We start from the raw sequence: 20,912 nt of genomic DNA, 5'->3' as shown, positions 1-20,912 counted from the left end.
GTTAGACCTTTCTATTTTTTTGCAATAAAATCTTTTAGTTGGGCATCGTTTTCAGCAATAATGCGGGCAACCAGTTTATTTAAATTATCATTACTTCTACTGTAAACGTCCGTTTTATACCGTGCTGATTTCGGCGATGATACTGATAATAAAGGACCATTGGTATTTTCAGTTTCCACATCAGCTGTCATAGATAATCCAATTCTTAGCGGATGATTTTTAAGCTCTTTTTTATCAAGCTCAATGCGCACAGGTAATCGTTGTACTACTTTAATCCAGTTTCCTGTAGCATTCTGAGCAGGTAGTAAGGAAAACGCGCTGCCGGTACCAATGCCCAAACTTTCTACTTTTCCGTGAAAGACAACGTCGTCACCGTATAAGTCAGAAATTAGCGATACAGGTTGCCCGATGCGCATTTCTCTTAGCTGAGTTTCTTTAAAGTTTGCGTCAACCCATACATCGTCAAGTGGAACAACGGCCATCAGAACAGAATTCTGAGAGACACGTTGTCCTAGCTGTACATTCCGGCGTGCAACATATCCGGACACTGGTGCAACAACACTGGTACGGATTTTTGCCAGATACGCTTTTTTCAGATTTGCGACCGAAGCCCTTACTAATGGATGAGTTTCAACGGTTGTACCATGAATGATGGACTGTTTGGCTTTTAACTGTTCAATGGCTACCGCCAATTCTTTTTGAGCCGAATCAACCAAATCTTTAGCGTGGCTTAATTCTTCCTGAGATAACCCACCTACTTTCACCATATCTTTACGTCGTGAATAGTCTGTTTTGGCTTTATTAAGGGCTATTCTTCTGGTTTCAACTACTGCTTTTGCCTGTGTTACACTGTTAAACATGGTGCGGACCTGACGAACTGTCTGGCCAAGGTCAGCAACGGCACTTTCGTAAGCTATCTGTGCGTCATCTTTGTCAAAGCGGACTAAAACCTGACCTTTTTTGACATAGTCACCATCATCGACTGCAATACTGGTGACGGTACCGGTAATTTCCGGTGTGATTTGAACGAGGTTCCCGTTTACGTAGGCATCTTCTGTCGTTTCATTTCCCCTGACGTAATTGAAATAGTAATAACCAGAGCCCAGCGCCGCTATCGCAATGATTAAAGCAAACGTTGTTAATCCTTTTTTACGTTTTGATTTATTAGGAGAGACAGTTTGTTCAGTTTCTTTTTCTTGCATTGTAAAAACCTATATTAATCTTTGTCAGTAACAGTTTTAGCTGGTGCTTGAACATTGCTAAAACCACCGCCCAGAGCCTGAATTAACAATACCTGCTCTTCTTGCTGCTGATTTTTTAAAGTTGTGTAGGCTGACTCAGCCTGAATGAGTTGGTCTTCAGCAATTAATACTTCCAGCTGACTTCCCATTCCAGACTGATAACGTTTTTCAGTAATCCGGTAACTTTTATCTGCCAGATGCATACTTTGTTCTGCATCTTTTAACTGATTTCCCAGAGATTTAATCGCCAGGATAGAATCTGTTACCTGTCCCAGTGCGTTTGTCAGTGACTTGTTGTATTGAGCGACAGCAGTATCATAGTCCGCTGTTTTTTCTATCAGATCAGCGGTCAATCCTTTAGTGAAAATAGGGAGAGAGATCGCTGGCGTGACATTCCACGAGCGGCTTACGTCTTCAAAAACGGCATCACCCAGCATGGCTTTAAATCCAGCCATTGCACTCAGATTGACGTTTGGATAAAAACGGGTTTTGGCCGCGTCTATATTTTTGCTGGCTGCTTCTACCCGCCATTTAGCAGCTACAATGTCGGGCCTGTGTGACAATAAGTTTGCCGGTAAATCCTCTGGTAATTTCAGAACCGTACTTATTTGACTTGTTGGACGTTGGATACCCCATGCTGTGTCTGGTCCTTCACCAACTAATGTTGCAATAGCATTTTTGAGTTGCCTGATTGCCAGCGTCCGTTTTTTCAGAACCTGTTGGGCTCCGGCTGCATTACTTTGTGCCGTATAGAGTCGATCATCAGAGGTTAATCCGTGATTTAACAGATTTTGAGTAATTCTGACTATCCGCTGTGTTCTTTCTAGATCTTTGTGAGCCAGATCGAGCAGAGAATAGGAGTTTTCCAATTCGACATAAGAGCGGATAATGGCGTTAGACAACGTAATTTTTGCCGCCTGATGATCCACTTCTGCGGCTTGTTGGTTATTGACACTCGCTTCCCAGGCTGAACGTTCTCCTCCCCATAGGTCAAAGGTATAGCTGCCGTTTAATCCCAGATCATAAACAGTACCATAGCGATTACCCTGCATTGAATAGTCTTCAGAACGAGACAAGCGGGCACGGCGAGCAGCAGCATCTGCGGTAAGTGTCGGGTCAAACTGACTGTCGGCCGCCATCACATAAGACGATGCTTTAGTTAACATGGCGTTAGCTAACTGAATGTCAGGGCTGTTCTTTAGTGCGCGCTCAATAAGTTGGTTTAACTGAGGATCTCCAAATGATTTCCACCAGTCCTGTTTTGGCCAGTCTGCGACAGAAAATTGTTGTGATTTAAGATTGGAACTATGGCTTAAAACGGCCTGATCATTGAGTTTATTCTGAGGCTTAATTTGATCAGGAGCTGAACAACCATAAAGCAGAGATAACGATACAAATATCGAAATTTTAGTCAGTTTTATCATTCGGATTCCTTGGTATAACGGAGTCTAAACTCTTCAGGCATTAAGTGTTCGACGATTTTTTTTAAACAGGACTGAAGTTGTTGAGTTTCATCAGAAGTCAGGCATTGCGTCAAATCATCAATGGCATGAATAGCGAAAGGAATAGTCCGTTTTGTAACATCTTTACCTTTTTGCGTCAGTTCAACCAGGATTGAACGGCGATCATTGGGATCTGGGATTCGCTTTATAAGCTCTTTTTTTTCCAGACGATCCAGCATTCTCGTAATGGCACTGTTGTCTATATATAAATAAGTGCCGATTTCAGAAGGTCGGTTTGTATTAACAAAATACAAATGATAGAGCATTTTCATCTGAGTTGCGGTGATGTCTTCATTTGCAATGTATTGATCTAGAAGCCGATCTTTAATTTGCGAAACTTTACCAAGTAAAAAGCCGAGGTTGTCGTATAGAGATAAATCATGGTTATCTGATTCGGACATTAACAGCCTCCATTACGTTGCCTATACATTATTAGCCTGTGCATTAATTGCCTGTGCAAGTAATTATTGTGATATTGATCTTCTTTGTCAATCGAAATTAAGTAAAATGTAATTATAAAATGAAGTTTATATGCTTTAACTCTCCAGGTAATGTCACAATGCTCTGTGTTAAGAGGGTTTGGTTATATTAAATGTGTCTTTGATAACGTTTGTATGATGAACTTTTTTGGTAAAGCAGTTGAAAAACACGTCTATTCTTCGTCAGGTAATATCGATTAACAGCAAGGTTTAAGATGAATGTAATGTAATGTGAAACAGGTACGTTCCGTTAGGCGCCATTCCGGATTTTTTTGACTATAGTTTCAGTAATAGTCTGATTTCCTGCGAATTAACACAGGCTACCGGAGGTAGGTTATGTTCGTGAAGCTGGCTCTGAAATCAATCAGAGTGTCTCCTTTACTATGGGGTGTCATTTTATCCATTCCAGTTATTCCTTTGATTTATATTTTAGGAGTGTCGGTTCACTGGGCTTTTGTGGCTATTTTAATTGTTTATCATATAACGATGTTATGCATCCTTATGTCTGTCGGACCAATGTTGTCCGAAATTACCTCTTCGGCACATCAATTATCACAGGGAGATTTAACGTCACGAATTAACAAATCTCAGGATAGTGATAATCTTATTTATCAATCTTTCAACCGGGTTGGGGAAGACATTTCACGGACAACATTTTTTCTGGGGAAAACGACCCGCTACCTTATTCAGGTTGCTAATTCATTACAAAGCCAGTCTGAAGCGTCAAAAAGCGGTGCGGTTGCTCAACAGCATAATATTAATAGTGCCAAAGAACGTGTTGAACAATTATCAACAATATCGTCTCAGGTTGATTCGTACTGTAATGATTCTTATAAACTGGCAACTGATGCGAGTGATATGGCAGAAAAAGGTATAACCGGAATGAAACGATTGGAGGACTCTTTAGAAGCGACGACGAAACAGTATGTTCGTTCGGCTGAACATTTTGAGCAGCTCAATCAGGAAAGTGTCAGTATAGGGCAGGTCATCGACACCATCGGAAATATTGCAGAACAGACGAATTTACTGGCGCTGAACGCAGCGATTGAAAGTGCCCGGGCCGGTGAACACGGTAGAGGATTTGCTGTTGTTGCGGATGAAGTTCGCGCCTTAGCCACCCAGACTCAGGATGCAACGAAGCAAATCAGTGAGAAGATACTGAATCTGCAGGAACTGATTACGAAAGTGAATTCTTCAATGGAATCAAACAAGGCCAGAATATTGGCATCTCAGGAAGCAGCAGGTGAAGCGGAATGCAATTTTAATTCTCTGAACGAACAAATCCTCAATATCGATACTCTGGGTAAAAATATTGCCGATCTGGCCTCTGAACAGTTGTCTGAAACTAAGGCGCTTGATAATTATCTGAAACAGATAGAACAGGAGTCGAATAATAACGTTGGTGTTGCTCAAAAAACAGTTCTTGCCAGCATCACTGTCAGAAATCTGGCCGGAGAAGTGGAATCTTTGCTTAAACGATTTGTAATCGACGATAAACAGGTGGAACAAGAAGACAAAAATCGAGATAAATTGATTGAGTGGGGACCTGATTTGGATCTTGGCCTGACAGAAATTAATCGTCAGCATGAAACCTTAGTGAATCTGATTAACGAATTGTATTATCTTCTTAATAATAATTACGATTTGGCTTCTGTTAAACGGGTTGTTCAGGGATTGATAGATTACACCGGAAATCATTTTAAGTATGAAGAAACGTTATTTGATATGTTTGAATATAAAGATCGCCATCAGCATGAAAGAATTCACTCCACTCTGGTGAGTCAGGTTCTGGATTTTCAGCGTCGGGTTGAATCCGGTGAAGATATCAGTGATGAATTGATGTCGTTTCTGAAAGCATGGCTGACTCAGCATATTCAAAAAGAAGACAGAGCTTATAGCAGGTTATTTAAAGAAATGGGAATGTAAATTCATGAGAGTTAAATGACTTTGGATAAATAGCGGAAGGTGATGTTTATCACGAAAACTGTTACTATAGCGGAAATCTGAAAAGTTGGTTTATGACCAACTTTTTTTGTCTTCATTATTTGATTTGGAATTATCTGTGTTAACGACTGCAAACATCACCATGCAATTTGGCGACAAGCCTCTGTTTGAAAATATCTCGATTAAATTTGGTAATGGCAACCGTTATGGTCTGATTGGGGCAAATGGTTGTGGTAAATCGACATTTATGAAAATTTTGGGTGGTGAGCTGGAGCCTTCTTCGGGTTCGGTGTCTTATGATCCTAACGAACGAATTGCAAAACTGGGTCAGGATCAGTTTGCCTTTGAGGAATATACCGTTATTGATACCGTCATTATGGGCCATAAAGAGTTGTGGTCAGTCAAAGAAGAACGGGACAGAATTTATGCTTTGCCTGAAATGTCCGATGAAGATGGTATGCGTGTCGGAGATTTAGAAACAGAATTTGCTGAAATGGATGGTTATTCCGCAGAAGCCCGGGCCGGTGAATTACTCTTAGGGTTAGGCATTTCGGAAGACCAGCATTTCGGATTGATGAGTGAAATTGCACCGGGTCTGAAATTGAGGGTTCTTTTAGCTCAGGTTCTGTTTGCGGAACCGGACATCATGTTCCTTGATGAACCGACCAATAACCTGGACATGCATACCATTGCCTGGTTGGAGCAAACGCTGTTGGCACGTAATTGTACGATGGTTATCATTTCGCATGACCGTCATTTTCTTAATACAGTATGTACGCACATGGCGGATCTGGATTACGGTGAATTACGTTTGTTTACCGGGAATTACGACGAGTACATGTTTGCTGCCGAGCAGGCCCGCGAGCGCTTACTGGCGGATAATGCGAAGAAAAAAGCCCAAATGGCTGAGCTGCAAACTTTCGTTAGCCGTTTCTCGGCTAACGCATCCAAAGCCAAGCAGGCAACATCACGTCAGAAACAACTGGAAAAAATTCAGCTTGAAGAAGTCAAACCTTCCAGCCGTCAGTCTCCTTTCATTCGTTTTGATCAAGAGAAAGAGCTGTTCCGTAATGCACTTGAAGTGACAGACCTGAAGCAGGGTTATGGAGATAACGTCCTTTTCAATGGCGTGAAGTTACTGGTTGAAGTCGGAGAACGCATTGCCATTATCGGTGAAAATGGTATTGGTAAATCGACCATGCTGAATACACTAGCCGGTGTAATGACGCCGATGCAAGGTGAGGTGAAGTGGTCGGAAAACAATAATATTGGCTATTATGCTCAGGATCACGCTCATGAGTTCAGTGAAGAAATGAATCTGATGGACTGGATGGGGCAGTGGAAGAAAGAAGGCGATGACGAGCAGGTTGTACGCGGTATTCTCGGACGTATGCTGTTTTCACAAAATGACATTAAGAAATCGGTGAAAGTCATTTCCGGTGGTGAACAGGGACGTATGCTTTTTGGTAAGCTTATCATGCAAAGACCGAATATTTTGCTGATGGATGAGCCGACAAACCACATGGATATGGAATCCATTGAAGCGCTTAACCTTGCGCTTGAAAACTATAAAGGCACTTTGCTGTTTGTTTCTCATGATAGGCAGTTTGTCTCTTCTATTGCTACCCGAATCATTGAAATAACGAAAGATGGTGTGAATGATTTCCATGGGACTTATGATGAATATCTGGCTAAGCAGGGCTTAGCCGGTTAACCGGGCTGCTTGCAGATAAGATTGTAAAATTGGGCGCACAATTCAAAATAAGAATTGTGCGTTTTCTTTTTTATGGACATTTTATGTACGATTTGATTATATGCACTCAGTCTTTTCGGTACTGGCATGAGCGTATAAGCTAAATGATGAAAAAAGAAGTATCTTGTATTCTTATCTGGTTAATTATCATCTTTTGCGCCGGTTGCAGTACAACACCTTCGGAAGAATCTGTCTTTGTTAATCCTCATAAAACCGATTTATCCAATAGTGGGCTGGTGAGAAATGGTCTTATTACTCAATATGAGGAATGGAAAGGAACACCCTATTCTTATGGAGGATTAAGTAAAAGAGGAGTGGATTGCTCCGGTTTTGTCTATGCGGTTTTTTTAGAGCAATTTGGTGCCGTTATTCCCCGGACAACAAAGGGACAATCAGGCATCGGTAAAAAGATTGCAAGGTCTCAACTTCGCTCAGGTGATCTCGTCTTTTTTAAAACCGGTCATAAAGCCCGCCACGTTGGTATTTATTACGGGCAAAATCAGTTTATTCATGCATCCGAATCCCGGGGAGTCATTATTTCAAGCCTGAATAATGTTTACTGGAAATCGAAGTATTGGCAGGCTAAACGGGTTCAGTAGTGTGTTGCTTGTTAACCGTATAAATCGTAAGCGCCTTCAATGGCATGAATAAGGTCAACAATCAGCGTGTTATAAGGCGTTGGAACGCCATACAATTTAGCTTGTTCGACAATGGCTCCGTTAATGGCATCAATTTCCATTTTTACGTGGTTCTTTCTGTCCTGGTACATCGATGAATATCCGTCACCAGCTGTTTCGCAGACTTTTTTGACCATTGAGAGTGCTTCCCGACGGTCGAAGTAAGTACCATCCGCTTCAGCGACTTCAATTGCTTCATAAACCAAGCGTTTTGCAAAGTCCCATGCATGTTGGTTTTTGATCATATAACCAATGGGTGTTTGGGTAATGGCCGTAAATGTGTTGACAGACAGATTTACCAGTAGTTTACTCCAGATGATACGCTGAATATCGCCAGCGATATCAACGTCAAAACTTGATTCTTCAAGCGACTTCGCCGCAATCTGTACAACATTGGATGCATTGTGATTGCTACCAATTGTCGTAATTCCTTTCGCGGGATGTTTAATTTTGCCTTCACCAAGATTCACGGCATTATGTTTGCTGGTTCCAATGATGATATTTTCCTGATCAACGTATTCTTCAATTTTCCGGTCATTCCCGGCACCGTTCTGTAAAGTCATTACCAGAGTGGAAGGTTTAAAAAGTGCTTTATTTTGTTCCAGTGCCTGCACAGTATAGGTTGATTTAACAAAGACAATAACCATATCAACCTTGACGTTGCAATGCCCTGAAAGGAACGCACTGACTTTCGGGTAATTTACAACACGACCATCCATTTCTTCTACGGTAATTCCGGATTCCTGTATTGACCAAACCTGAGATTCCAGAGTATCTATCATATAGACGTCATGTTGTTCACTCAGATAAGCGCCGTATAAACAACCCATAGCTCCTGCGCCGATGACCGCAATTTTCATATAATTCTCCAGTGAATGTCAGGCTAGCACCAGAACAGAAGGAAAGAAAACTCTGGTTTAGTCAAAGATATAGGGTCTGAGTATACAGAGAGGTTAAATTGTTCATCAACTAAGAGAAGTTTCTTTTAAAGAAACAAAGTTTTCAAAAATTCTCGTATAAATAGAATTTTTGGCCTATATATGCTAATTTTAATTAGAAAAGAATTCTGAAGTTTATAAAATCATAAAAGTGCACCGTAATACGAGCATTTCGCCATTAAATCCCTTTCTTTAACCTGTTTAAGGCATAAACATATGAGTCACGGACAGCAGTATGATCATGAAACATTGAATAAACATATCGGTAACCGGATAAGAAGTCGTCGTAAAGCTCAGGGGATGACGATTCAGCAATTAGCCGAACGAATACACAAAAGCCGGGCAACTGTTTCCAAATATGAAACGGGTGAAATCTCGCTTGATATGGTGACGTTATTTAATCTTGCATCAGCTCTGGAAGTCACGCCGAATCAATTGATCGATTATCATCTTTCGCCACCGGAAGAGAAGATTCAGAATATGTCTGCTTTAAGAACATTTCACAATGCTCCCCGGTTATTTTTCTATTTTTACGACGGGCGGTACAATCGCTTAAAAGATGGTGTGATTGATATTTTGCCTGATAAAGAAGGTAATCAGCAAACGGCAACTCTGACCATTAGTGTTGTTACACCAAACGGCAGAAACAGTGAAATTTATTATCTCGGAACTGTCACATATAGTGATAGATTAATTCGTTTTTCCTTTATTAATCAATATAATGCGCTTGAGGAATGTTTACTGTATATTTTTAATCCTCTGGAGTTAAGAAATAGCACCTATGGATTATTATGTGGAATATCTTCTTCTGATATGCGTCCATGTGCTTTTAAATGCCTGGTTACGCTAACGTCACAGGCGTATTCAGATGATTTAAAACAGCAATTGCTTTTGACGAAACAGGAATTAAAAACGTCAACGAAACTGAATATGTTGGTTGTAGACAATGTACTATAGATATTTTGTGACGTTGTCATTGATGGTCGATGAGGTATCTGCTTTTGTACAAAGAGTTAAAATATTTATATTTATTGAACGTTATGAAAGATTCAAATAAGATTTTTAGTTGTGAGACATTCGGCATTATTAAATTAGCAGCGCGACTAATGTTTTTGGCAAGTAGCCTCTAGAAAGTTGTGTCAACTTTGTAACGTTAAATGATAAAAAATGAAAATGGACTGATTGAAAATATCAAAATTTTATCTGGATACAGCCTAACGTCTTCAATAATTAATTTAATTATAAATATTTTGTTATCTAAATAAATGTATTGGTTGCAAAATTAATTTTCGTTAAAAAATCTTTTTAATTGAATGAAATTTGCCTTTCTAGTATTTTTTTTGTTAACATCACGCCCATAAAACACTTTGTGCTCTAATTATATTTCTGCCAAAAAGCTCTTTTTTATCAGAATTATTGGCAGAAAGTATAGATGGCAAAATATTTAAGTGATTAATATGGATAATGTATTTAGAAAATACAGTATTGAAACTACCGATTATCAGGTTGGTCAGGATAATGTTCAGAAATGGGGTTTTGATATTCATAATCCTGTCTTTGGAATTAGCGCCGGTTTGATTCTGATTTTTTTAGCTACTGTCTTGGTTGCGGACCCACAAATAGCAAAGATGACACTCGATAGTATAAGAAATTCAATCATTGAGCAGTTTGACAGCGTATTTATGTGGTCAGCTAACTTTTTTCTTATGTTTACTCTTGCTTTAAGTATTTCGCCATATGGAAAAATCCGAATTGGTGGTCGAGATGCAACGGCTGATTATTCAACGGTATCCTGGTTAGCCATGTTGTTTGCTGCCGGTATGGGGATTGGTTTGCTTTTTTGGGGAGTTGCGGAGCCAACTGCGTATTTTACCAATTGGTACTATGCACCGTTAAATGTAGAACCTTATTCACCAGAAGCGAAACAGTTGGCCTTAGGAGCAACGATTTTCCATTGGGGAATTCATGGCTGGGCCATTTTTGCTATTGTTGCTCTGAGTCTGGCATTTTTTACTTATAACAAAGGCTTGCCTTTGTCTATGCGTTCCATGTTTTATCCTATTTTAGGCGATCACTCCTGGGGATGGCTGGGACACGTGATTGATATTCTGTCTGTTTTGGCAACATTGTTTGGTTTAGCGACCTCATTGGGGTTGGGAGCCCAGCAAGCGACAAGTGGAATTAATTATGTGTTCGGTACCGATGGTGGTATTGGCATGCAGCTAGGCGTCATTGTATTTGTTACAATGATAGCGATTGGTTCTGTGGTTCGCGGTATTGATGGCGGAGTTAAGGTCCTCAGTAACATTAATATGATTTTTGCGTTTATCCTGTTTGTGTTTATTGTCTCCGTTACATACAACCTGGCATGGGATTCCATCTGGAGCATGTTTATGGGGTATGTTGAGAACATTATTCAGTTAAGCAACCCTATCGGACGGGAAGATAAAGACTGGATGCATGCATGGACAGTATTTTATTGGGCATGGTGGATATCCTGGTCACCATTTGTTGGTATGTTTATCGCCCGAATTTCTCGTGGGCGTACTATTCGTGAGTTTGTGTTGGCTGTTGTCTTTATTCCAACACTGGTCACCATGATATGGATGGGTGTTTTTGGTGGTATTGCGCTTGATCAGGTGATTCATAAAGCCGGAGAACTTGGTACTAAAGGATTGACTGATATATCGTTAACACTTTTTTACGTTTACGATCAATTACCGTTTGGCAGTACTATCTCAGTTGTTTCAATCTTGTTGATTCTTGTATTTTTTATTACATCATCAGATTCAGGCTCTCTAGTGGTTGATACGATTACTGCTGGAGGGAAGCTGGATGCTCCAATTCCACAGAGAATTTTTTGGGCCACTCTTGAGGGAGCCATTGCGGCAACGATGCTATGGATAGGCGGAAGTCAGGCATTGCAGGCTCTCCAATCCGGTGTGGTTGCCACAGGGTTACCTTTTAATTTCATATTAATAATAATGTGCTTTAGCTTATTACTGGGACTCCGTTCTGAATATGGTGCTTATAAGTTAAGTTAAGTTAAGTTAATTAAGACGCTATTTTTGTTTAAAAGAGCTATATAACAACCCGTAATAAGGTCTGTCGTATAGCTCTTTTTTATTGCATTGTTGTTTGTTTATAACCTTTGTTTTTAAGAATTGATAATTTCCCAAATGTCAATATAATGAACATTCTTTTGTAAGTCATTCTCATATATGAGATTATTATAATAATGAAAGTGAATTACGTGATAAGAAATGCAGATAAGGACCCATTTTCTATGTATGCACAGGAACGTTTAAAGGTTTTCTCTTTTAATATGATCACATCCGTGATTGTGAACCTTTTTGTTGCGACTGTGCTCGTGGTAAGTCCTCTATACGCAGATATTGGTAATAATAAATATTTGTGGTTAGGGATATTATTTGTGATCTGCATAATCAGGTTATTTGTTGCTATCTTTGCCAGAAATGATCCCCGCTATAAAATGAACCTTCATTTCTGGGGGGTTGTGTCTGCAGGGGTTATATGGGCACTTTTCCCCTACATATTTAATGGGGTTTTCGACTTTAAAGAAGAAATGATTACGATTGTGGTATTTTGTGGAATGGCGGGAGGAGGGGCTACGCTTCTTAACGCTGATCTTCGTTCTTCTATTGTATTTACGACTATTATTGTCCTGCCGTACAGTGTACTTCTTCTTTTATCAAGTGAGCCGAATAAGTTTGCTCTGGGTATTTTGGGTATTGGATTTTGGGTGGCGTTGACAATCAGCTCTTATCAGTGTGCAAAATTCATTAGTAGCGGTATCCGTAATAAAGCTAAGTTAGATGATATGGTTGATAATTTAGAGCTGAAAGTAAAAGAAAGAACTGCTCAGATCATTCGGCTTGAAGAAAGGGACATGCTGACAGAGCTGAATAACCGTAATAGTTTTCTTTCAAAAGTTGAGTTGAATTTAAATAAAACACATATCGAGCACCATGATATTCATGCGGTACTGTATATCGATATGAGGGGCTTTAAAATATTGAACAATACTTATGGGCATCTCTTTGGTGATCATGTTTTGTCGACATTAGGTACCCGGTTCCGAAGCGTTGATAAATTTTATGATTCGATATCTGGTCGTTGGGGCAGCGATGAATTTGTCTTGTATGTGGAGTCGTTATCTCGTATTGCCATTAAGCAATTCTTAAAGTACTTGCAGGAAACGTTGACAAAAGAAATCAGGCAACACAATATCAAAATTGTTCCTTCTTATCATATTGGTATCCGGATTTATAAGGAACATGAAGATATCGTGACGTCTGTACGTAAAGCTTATCATGCTGTTCAGGAAGGTAAGCAGAAAAACTTACGGATTTGTCACTTCAGTGATGAAATTCAGCGTCAAACGGAACGTAAGGAATTTTTGCGTCGCTCGATGGAAGAGTCATTAAAACAAGAAGCATTTTATCTGCACTATCAACCTATCGTGAATGTGACAACAAATGAGATAGACGGTTATGAAGCATTGGTTCGTTGGACGTTGAATGGAGAAATTATTTCGCCGGCAGAATTTGTCTCCGTTGCGGAAGAACATGGATTGATCATTAATCTTGGAAAATTAGTGCTTAAGAAATCGCTTATGACGTTGCATGAAATAAATAAAATCAATAGTAATGTTTCGATGTCAATCAATGTCTCCGTTATTCAGTTTCAGGATGATGAATTTCCAGCTTTTTTGGACTTTTATGTTAAAAAGTACCAGATAAATCCTGCAAACGTTCATCTTGAAATTACTGAAACAGTATTAATTGAAAATCTCGAAAAGCTATCTAATGCTATTTCCGAGATTAAAAAACGTGGCATTCTAATTTCTATTGATGATTTTGGGACCGGTTTCTCCTCAATATCAGTTTTGAAAAGCCTGGCAATTGATTTCATTAAAATTGATAAAATATATATTGATAATATATGTAATGAGGGGAAAGACAAAAGTATTGTTGAAGCAGTAACCAAAATGTCTCACCTAATTGGTTGTCAGGTCATTGCTGAAGGGATTGAAGAGCAATCTCAGTTAGAAAAGCTTATTGATATAGAGGCTGACTTTTATCAGGGGTTCTATTTTAGTCGTCCGGTCGATATTGATAAAGCATTAGCATTTCTCAATAAGTAGAGTTTTTATTAACTTAATAAAATGGTTAAAAATTTTAATCATTTCATCTCATTTGTATTGTTCAAATCCTCTTTCTGTCCAGTGAGTGTTCATTATCAGAACTGTGATAATGAGCATTTTAATCTTGGGAAAAAAGCCCTTATAGATTATATCCGTCAGTTTTTTGAAGTTATATCATCCTGAAATTAGGTTTAATTCCCTTGTAAACTGTGAGGGAATAAAGAATGAAAGGTGTGATTTCAATTGATCTTGGTGCATCAAGTGGCCGGGTGATGGTGGGATATTTCGATAAGGGAAAGATTCAATTAGAGGAATTTCACCGGTTTGATAACCGTCAGGTAATGCGGGGCAGAGAATCCTGTTGGGATTTATATTCTGTGCTTGATGAAATTAAGGTTGGTATTGCAAAAGTTTTAGCGAGTGATTTTGAAATTCATTCATTAGGAATCGATTCATGGGGAGTGGATTTTGTTTTACTGGATAAATCAGGTCAGCCTCTTGGTGAATTTGTTAGTTACAGGGATAAAAGAACCCAGGGGACCCAACAAAAAATTGAACAGGATAATGCGCTAAGTAAGCAAGATATCTACAAGATGTCAGGAATACAGTTTTTGACATTTAATACTATCAATCAGCTTAAAGCGATCACCGATATGCACTCTGACTGGCTTGACAGAGTCGATAAGCTACTATTCATTCCAGATTTTCTTAACTATAAGTTGTGTGGTGTTAAACATTGTGAATATACGAATGCTTCAACCAGTCAACTGTTGGATTGCAAAGGTAAAGAATGGAGCAAAATACTGATAAATGCTTGTGGAGCGAAATTTAGCTGGTTTATTCCTCCTGCAATGCCGAATCAAATCATTGGGCAGTATTCATTAAACGGAGTTGATATACCGGTATGTTCTGTTGCCAGTCATGATACGGCTTCTGCCGTTGCGGCAACGCCTATTTTTGATTCTGAAACTGCTTTTCTCTGCTCGGGTACCTGGTCTTTGATCGGTATTGAAAGTGAGCAACCCATAACGAATCAACTTGCTTTTGATGCCAATTTAACGAATGAAGGTGGAGTTGATGGGCGGTATCGTTTACTGAAAAATATAATGGGTCTCTGGTTAATTCAAAGAGTCAAAGCAGAGCATCCTTCTCTTACCTTCTCTGATATCAGCTCGCTGGCTAGCCAGGAATTACCATTCCGGTTTCTTATTAACCCCAATGATGATCATTTTTTAAACCCCGAATCCATGACCAAAGCGATAAAACAGTGGTTTTTGAGGCGGGATCTACCAGCTCCGGAAACATTTTCTCAGGTTATCCGGTGTATTTATGACAGTCTGGCACTTGCGTATGACGATGCATTAACTCAGATAGCCAATGTGACAAGTCGGGATATTAATGCATTGAGAATTGTTGGTGGAGGAACACAGGACCATTTCCTAAATCAGTTATGTGCAGATGTATGTCAGATATCTGTTTTTACTGAACCGACAGAAGCCTCTGCACTGGGTAATGTAATTAATCAATTCATTGCCCTTGACATGATTTCGTGTCTCGAAGAAGGACGGCGAATCATTGAGTCATCTTCAGAAATAAGACTTTTTAAACCACAGAAAATCGAGGGGCTGGAAGCTATAAAGTCCAGATATCTCTCACTCAAATAAGCAGGATATACTAATGAAAGAAGCACAAATCAAATCTGCCTATGAATATGCTAAAGACGTTTTTTCTCAATACGGTGTGAATACCGATGAAGCGATAAAACATCTTGGAGAAATTCCTATCTCGATGCATTGCTGGCAGGGCGATGACGTGAGGGGATTTGAATCTCCCGATGTTGCATTAAGTGGAGGAATTCAGGCAACAGGGAATTATCCGGGAGCCGCAACCACTCCATCAGAACTGCGTTCAGATTTAGAAAAAGCATTTTCTCTAATCCCCGGAAAGAAACGGCTGAATCTACATGCTATCTACCTAGATAGCACAGATAAAATTGAACGTAATGAGATTAAACCTGAGCATTTTTCATCCTGGGTTGAATGGGCCAAAAAAAATAAACTGGGTTTAGATTTCAATCCGACGTTGTTTTCACATCCGTTATCAGATGATGGTTTCACGCTTTCACATCCAAAGGAAGAAATTCGCCGTTTTTGGATTGACCATGTTAAGGCCTCTCGGAAAATTTCTGAATATTTTGGACGTGAATTAGGGACTCCATCAACGATGAATATCTGGATTCCCGACGGAATGAAGGATCAGCCTATTGATCGTCTTGGCCCGAGACAACGATTAATTGATGCGTTAGATTCGGCACTTTCTGAGCCAATAGATGAACGTTTTCATCGTGATGCCGTTGAATGTAAATTGTTCGGAATCGGAGCAGAAGCCTATACGGTAGGAAGCAATGAGTTTTATCTGGCATATGCAGCTACCCGTCATACCGCTTTATGCCTGGATGCCGGGCATTTTCATCCCACTGAAGTTATCAGCGATAAGATTTCGGCGGTATCGCTCTATGTGAAAAATATCCTATTACACGTTACCCGTCCGGTTCGTTGGGATTCTGATCATGTTGTCGCATTCGATGATGAGACACAGGCAATCATGCGTGAAGTTGTAAGAAATGATTTGGCAGACCGTGTTTCAATTGGCTTAGATTTTTTTGATGCCTCGATAAACCGTATTGCAGCATGGACTGTGGGAACCCGTAATGCACAAAAAGCGCTTCTTAAAGCATTACTGGAGCCAAGAGAGATATTGAGAAAGGCAGAGCAACAATTTGATTATACAACGCGCCTTGGCCTTACAGAGGAAATGCATTCTCTGCCCTGGGCTGCTGTGTGGGATTACTATTGCCTCACAAATGCTGTGCCAATTGGTTTTGACTGGATAAATCAGGTATCGGATTACGAAAGTACGGTATTAGCCACACGTTAATTTGAATTGGATTCAGTCCATAACTGTAAGTCTTACTTTATCCCTACAATATAAGGAAAATAAACATGTCTGTTGTTGCCGGTATTGGTTGGCATTTAGTGGGAGCTGCTTCTGCTGCGGCTTTTTACGCGCCATATAAAAAAGTCGAAGGCTGGTCCTGGGAATTCATGTGGTCAATAGGTGGAATATTCTCCTGGGTTTTAATGCCCTGGATTGTCACAATGATGTTGGTGCCCGATCTGGGGGCATTTTACTCACATATTCCTATATCGACGTTTGCTATGTTGATGTTTTGTGGTGCTCTGTGGGGCATTGGAAATATTACTTATGGCTTAACGATGCGATACCTTGGTTTGTCTATGGGGATTGGTATTGCAATTGGGTTAAACCTTGCCGTCGGGACACTTTTACCTCCTATTATTAAAGGAAAACTGGGTGAATTGCTGGCATCAAATGGCAGTACCTTAACGATGATCGGTATAGCAGTTGCTTTGGTTGGTATTGCGATTGTGACCTATGCCGGTAATGAAAAAGAGAAAGTGATGGGGCAAAAGGCCGAAGAGTTTGATTTGAAAAAAGGAGTCTCTCTGGCCATTGTTTGTGGAATTTTCTCAGCCGGATTTGCTTTTGGACTGGATGCCGCGGGTCCCATCCGGGAACAATCTGAGGCGCTTGGTATTAATTATCTTTATGTTGCGATGCCTGCTTATGGTTTCATCATGGGGGGAGGAGCCATTGTCAATTTCGCTTTTTGTCTCTGGAATATTTTTACCAAAGAGGAAATTTCGGTTCGCAGAGATATGTCATTAGCTAAAAGCTTGCTTATGCGTAATTTAATTTTTAGCGCTATAGGCGGGATCATGTGGTATTTGCAATTCTTCTTTTATGGCTGGGGCGAAGCATCAGTACCTAAAGATCTAAGCTACATCAACTGGATGCTACACATGTCCGGATATGTCCTCTTCGGCGGAGTTATCGGGCTCATTATGGCTGAATGGAAAGGGGTTGGTACCCGGCCGGTTCGTTTTCTTATTTTTGGTTTATTAGTGATTACTGCTGCGGCCAATATCGTTGGTCTTGGTATGGCATCGTAGGAAAGGAGAAAAACATGATCAGGAAAACATGCCTTATGTTTGTAAATCCGGATTGTCATGATGAGTATAAACGTCGCCATGACCAATTATGGGACTCTATGTCCAGGCTTTTGTCTTCACACGGAGTGTCTAATTATTCCATTCATTTATTTTCTGAACAGAACCTGTTGTTTAGTTATGCCGAAATTGAAAATGAAGAACAGTGGGCCGCAATTGCTGATACGGAGATTTGTAAGGAGTGGTGGGCTTATATGAAAGACATCATGCAATCAAATGCTGATAACTCTCCGGTTTCCAGGGATTTAAAAGAGGTTTTTTATCTAAAATGATTAAACTAAATAATGCAGTTAAAGCTGAAATAGAGAAAGTGCATGAGGTTTCTCAGTATCTCTGGCAAAGGGAATGGGCTGAACGTAACGGAGGAAATATTTCCATTGATCTAACCGATATTATTGGCAACGTTAATATTACAGCGCAAGAGCAGCTTTTTTCTATCGTAATGCCACAAAGCTGTGCAGGTCGTGTTTATTTTGTAAAAGGAACCGGACAACGTATCCGCGAATTACGGGAGCCGGGGTATGCGGGTTGTATTCTTAAAATTAATGATTCAGCGACAGGTTTTTGTATTATCTGGGGAGGAACAGCATCAGAACATTTTGCACCAACCTCAGAATTTATTAGTCATATTAAAATCTTAGAGGCTAAACGGGCACTAGGGATAGCAGATAAATCGGTTGTTCATACCCATCCGTTAGAGCTTATTGCTTTGTCTCATCATCCTGACATATCAAAATCCAGTGACTTATTCACAAATACTTGCTGGAAAATGCTACCGGAAGTCAGAGCATTTGTTCCTAGAGGAATTGGTGTGATCCCTTATTGTTTGCCTTCCTCAGAAGAGTTGGCAGATAAAACGACAGAGTCATTACTGGTCAATGATGTGGCTGTCTGGGAAAAACATGGAGCTATCGCGTCCGGGAGGGATGTTCTTGTCGCATTTGATTATATCGACGTCGCTAATAAAGGAGCAAAACTTTACCTCAAGTGTCTGGCAGCAGGGTATGAACCGGAAGGTGTTAGTCAGGAAAGTATGGATATTCTGAAACGAGAATTTAATTTGTAATTTGAGAGGTGGCTATGAACGTTTTTAAATTGGCTTTTCCAAGAATAAATTTGTCTGGTGTAGGTGCGATTGAAGCTTTGATTGAGCGAATTTATGATTCCCATGGGAATGAACCGGGGATGTTAGTATGTGATCCTGCAATGGTTCAGCTTGGTTTTTCCGGGAAACTGATGAATAGTGCATTGAATCTTTCGCTATTTAGTCATGTCAAACCCAACCCGGATAGTAATACAGTAAATCAGGCTATGGATCAGTTTCATACCATCGGTGCGAAATATGTGATTGGGTTTGGCGGCGGAAGTTCTATCGATACGTCAAAAGCTGTCCGTATTTTGTCTGCAAATGAAGGACCTATCGCTCAGTATAATGGTGTTGAAAAAGTGAAAAGGATAGGTGTTCCACTATATGCTATCAATACGACTGCCGGAACGGCGGCTGAAGTGACAAGTAACGCCGTTATTACGGATACAAAAACTCATGTTAAACATGTGATTATTTCCGATAAGATTATTCCGGATGTTTCAGTAAATGATCCAAGTGTCATGCTCGGAATTCCAAAAGCGGTGACAGCAGCGACAGGTATTGATGCATTAACACATGCCGTAGAATCCTATGTATCTGCCGGTGCACATACCTTGACGGATTATATTTCTCTGGAATCGATTCGTATTATTGCATCATGTTTACCAGAGGCGGTGGATAATGGACAGGATGTTAATGCCCGTGAAATGATGGCGTTTGGGCAGTTTATCGCCGGATTGTCTTTTAACAGCGCCGGGTTGGGGATGGTACATGCGATGGCACATCCGGGCGGAGCTCAAAAAGATTTGCCTCACGGAGTTTGTAATGCCATTTTGCTTCCGGTTGTCAGTGAATTTAACCGCCCTTACCGGGTCGAAAAATTTGCCAAAATTGCGAAAGCGATGGGTATTGATACTTCTATGATGACAGAGGAAGAAGCAAGTCTGGCTGCGATAGAGGCACTGAAAGCACTGAATAAGCGAGTTGGTATTCCGGAAGGATTCAGCCAACTGGGAATTTCAGAAGACGACATGATGGCATGGGTTGATGATGCCCTTGCTGATCCTTGTGCCGGAGGAAATCCTGTTCCTGTGTCACGTGATCAGGTTATTAGTTTGTATAAAAAAGTGTTGTAAATTGTTAAAGCTGGGAGAGTTATCTCAGCTTTATTGTGTTTAAAGCCTAAAAGTATAACGAGTTAGTTAACCTGTTTATACCTAATATGCTATTTCTTAAGTCTGATGAATACGTTGGGCATAAAACCAGCGTAAATATACTGAGCCGTGATCCTCAACTGGATTACCCAGAACATTCTCATGATTTCTGTGAGTTGATACTGGTTAGTTCTGGTATCGGCTCCCATACGGTTAATGATAAGTTTTCTGTTATGCTTCCTAATACGGTTGCCTGCGTGAGTGAAAAAGATTATCACCAGTTTTCGGATGTGCATGATTTGGTTTTGCTGAATGTTGCCTATAAAAAAGAGTTTCTTTCTATAGGCAATGATTCTGTCGATGTTATAAAAAAATTAGAAAACGACTCTAGCCATTTCATGGTTCTTGAAAACGATTTTAAACGTATTAATCATATTGCTTTAAAAATTAAAGAAGAACGCGAAAATCAGGGTATCCACTCTGGTGTAATGACATCTTTGCTATTTGAACAGCTTTTACTTTCCATTGATCGTCTGAGTATCGGGGCTTTTGATAATTCGCCAGTGATGCAGGCAGTTATCTATCTTTGTAACAACTATCATATTCAGAGTTTGTCAGTGAATCGTGTAAGCGAAATGTTTAAGGTATCGCCGAAAGTATTAAGCAATAAGCTGGTTCAGTTAACAGGGCTTTCAACAAACCGTTTCATTAATCATTTGAGAGTCCGTCGTGCGGTCCCGATGTTGCGGAGAGGTCGATCCATTACTGATGTTGCATTTAGTGTTGGGTATAACGACAGTAATTATTTCAGTACTAAATTTAAGGCTGTGACAGGGATGTCGCCCAGATCTTTTATGATGAAAGAGCGCTCTTATTATTAGA

General features: G+C 40.0%; 17 protein-coding genes. 13 read left to right on the top strand and 4 right to left on the bottom strand.

Going from position 1 to position 20,912, the window contains the following annotated elements:
• Nucleotides 1–11: 11 nt before the first annotated feature.
• Genes LRQ06_RS18790 through LRQ06_RS18780 form a run of 3 tightly spaced genes read right to left on the bottom strand, consistent with a single transcriptional unit; the run spans nt 12 to nt 3,144 of the window.
• Nucleotides 12–1,202, bottom strand: a complete 1,191-nt coding sequence (locus LRQ06_RS18790) for an HlyD family secretion protein (RefSeq protein ID WP_232768576.1) — start codon at nt 1,200–1,202, stop codon at nt 12–14.
• Nucleotides 1,203–1,216: 14 nt separating this feature from the next.
• Nucleotides 1,217–2,665: an efflux transporter outer membrane subunit gene (locus LRQ06_RS18785; protein WP_232768575.1), complete on the bottom strand. Its 1,449-nt coding sequence runs from the start codon at nt 2,663–2,665 to the stop codon at nt 1,217–1,219.
• The gene (locus LRQ06_RS18780) at nt 2,662–3,144 is read right to left on the bottom strand and encodes a MarR family winged helix-turn-helix transcriptional regulator (RefSeq protein ID WP_232768574.1); all 483 of its coding nucleotides are present in this window, start codon (nt 3,142–3,144) and stop codon (nt 2,662–2,664) included. The genes LRQ06_RS18785 and LRQ06_RS18780 overlap by 4 nt, the downstream gene beginning before the upstream one ends.
• Nucleotides 3,145–3,558: 414 nt before the next feature.
• Between LRQ06_RS18780 and LRQ06_RS18775 the strand changes: the two genes are divergently transcribed.
• From LRQ06_RS18775 to LRQ06_RS18765, 3 genes are all read left to right on the top strand, one after another.
• Nucleotides 3,559–5,148 (top strand): bacteriohemerythrin, encoded by a 1,590-nt coding sequence (locus LRQ06_RS18775; RefSeq protein ID WP_232768573.1) that lies wholly within the window; start codon nt 3,559–3,561, stop codon nt 5,146–5,148.
• Nucleotides 5,149–5,284: 136 nt separating this feature from the next.
• The gene (locus tag LRQ06_RS18770; protein ID WP_232768572.1) at nt 5,285–6,880 is read left to right on the top strand and encodes an ABC-F family ATPase; all 1,596 of its coding nucleotides are present in this window, start codon (nt 5,285–5,287) and stop codon (nt 6,878–6,880) included.
• Nucleotides 6,881–7,023: 143 nt separating this feature from the next.
• Nucleotides 7,024–7,518 (top strand): NlpC/P60 family protein, encoded by a 495-nt coding sequence (locus LRQ06_RS18765; RefSeq protein WP_232768571.1) that lies wholly within the window; start codon nt 7,024–7,026, stop codon nt 7,516–7,518.
• An 11-nt stretch (nt 7,519–7,529) separates the two neighbouring features.
• On the opposite strand, the gene LRQ06_RS18760 is transcribed toward LRQ06_RS18765, so the two are convergent.
• Nucleotides 7,530–8,456, bottom strand: coding sequence for a ketopantoate reductase family protein (locus tag LRQ06_RS18760; RefSeq protein ID WP_232768570.1), 927 nt, complete (start codon nt 8,454–8,456; stop codon nt 7,530–7,532).
• A gap of 294 nt (nt 8,457–8,750) precedes the next feature.
• Here LRQ06_RS18760 and LRQ06_RS18755 point away from each other — a divergent pair, with 294 nt between their 5' ends.
• From LRQ06_RS18755 to LRQ06_RS18710, 10 genes are all read left to right on the top strand, one after another.
• A complete protein-coding gene (locus tag LRQ06_RS18755; protein ID WP_232768569.1) occupies nt 8,751–9,491 on the top strand; it encodes a helix-turn-helix domain-containing protein in 741 nt (246 codons plus the stop codon).
• A 500-nt stretch (nt 9,492–9,991) separates the two neighbouring features.
• A complete protein-coding gene (locus LRQ06_RS18750; protein WP_232768568.1) occupies nt 9,992–11,578 on the top strand; it encodes a BCCT family transporter in 1,587 nt (528 codons plus the stop codon).
• A 209-nt stretch (nt 11,579–11,787) separates the two neighbouring features.
• Entirely contained in the window at nt 11,788–13,701 is a 1,914-nt protein-coding gene (locus LRQ06_RS18745) for a putative bifunctional diguanylate cyclase/phosphodiesterase (protein ID WP_232768567.1), read from the top strand.
• Nucleotides 13,702–13,925: 224 nt separating this feature from the next.
• Nucleotides 13,926–15,365 (top strand): rhamnulokinase, encoded by a 1,440-nt coding sequence (rhaB, locus tag LRQ06_RS18740; RefSeq protein WP_232768566.1) that lies wholly within the window; start codon nt 13,926–13,928, stop codon nt 15,363–15,365.
• Between the two features lie 13 nt (nt 15,366–15,378).
• The gene (locus tag LRQ06_RS18735) at nt 15,379–16,638 is read left to right on the top strand and encodes an L-rhamnose isomerase (protein WP_232768565.1); all 1,260 of its coding nucleotides are present in this window, start codon (nt 15,379–15,381) and stop codon (nt 16,636–16,638) included.
• A gap of 65 nt (nt 16,639–16,703) precedes the next feature.
• Nucleotides 16,704–17,732, top strand: coding sequence for an L-rhamnose/proton symporter RhaT (locus LRQ06_RS18730; RefSeq protein ID WP_232768564.1), 1,029 nt, complete (start codon nt 16,704–16,706; stop codon nt 17,730–17,732).
• Nucleotides 17,733–17,746: 14 nt separating this feature from the next.
• On the top strand, nt 17,747–18,061 hold the full coding sequence (gene rhaM / locus LRQ06_RS18725) for an L-rhamnose mutarotase (RefSeq protein ID WP_232768563.1): 315 nt from the start codon (nt 17,747–17,749) through the stop codon (nt 18,059–18,061).
• The gene (gene rhaD / locus LRQ06_RS18720; protein WP_232768562.1) at nt 18,058–18,855 is read left to right on the top strand and encodes a rhamnulose-1-phosphate aldolase; all 798 of its coding nucleotides are present in this window, start codon (nt 18,058–18,060) and stop codon (nt 18,853–18,855) included. Before rhaM ends, rhaD begins: the two co-directional genes overlap by 4 nt.
• A 14-nt stretch (nt 18,856–18,869) precedes the next feature.
• Nucleotides 18,870–20,012 (top strand): iron-containing alcohol dehydrogenase, encoded by a 1,143-nt coding sequence (locus LRQ06_RS18715; RefSeq protein WP_232768561.1) that lies wholly within the window; start codon nt 18,870–18,872, stop codon nt 20,010–20,012.
• A gap of 86 nt (nt 20,013–20,098) precedes the next feature.
• Nucleotides 20,099–20,911: a helix-turn-helix domain-containing protein gene (locus LRQ06_RS18710; protein ID WP_232768560.1), complete on the top strand. Its 813-nt coding sequence runs from the start codon at nt 20,099–20,101 to the stop codon at nt 20,909–20,911.
• Nucleotide 20,912 lies beyond the last annotated feature (1 nt).

The organism is Vibrio salinus, assembly GCF_021272385.1.
GTDB lineage: Bacteria > Pseudomonadota > Gammaproteobacteria > Enterobacterales > Vibrionaceae > Vibrio > Vibrio salinus.
The sequence above is the reverse complement of the archived record's forward strand: the minus strand, read 5'-3'. Positions and strand labels throughout refer to the sequence as shown.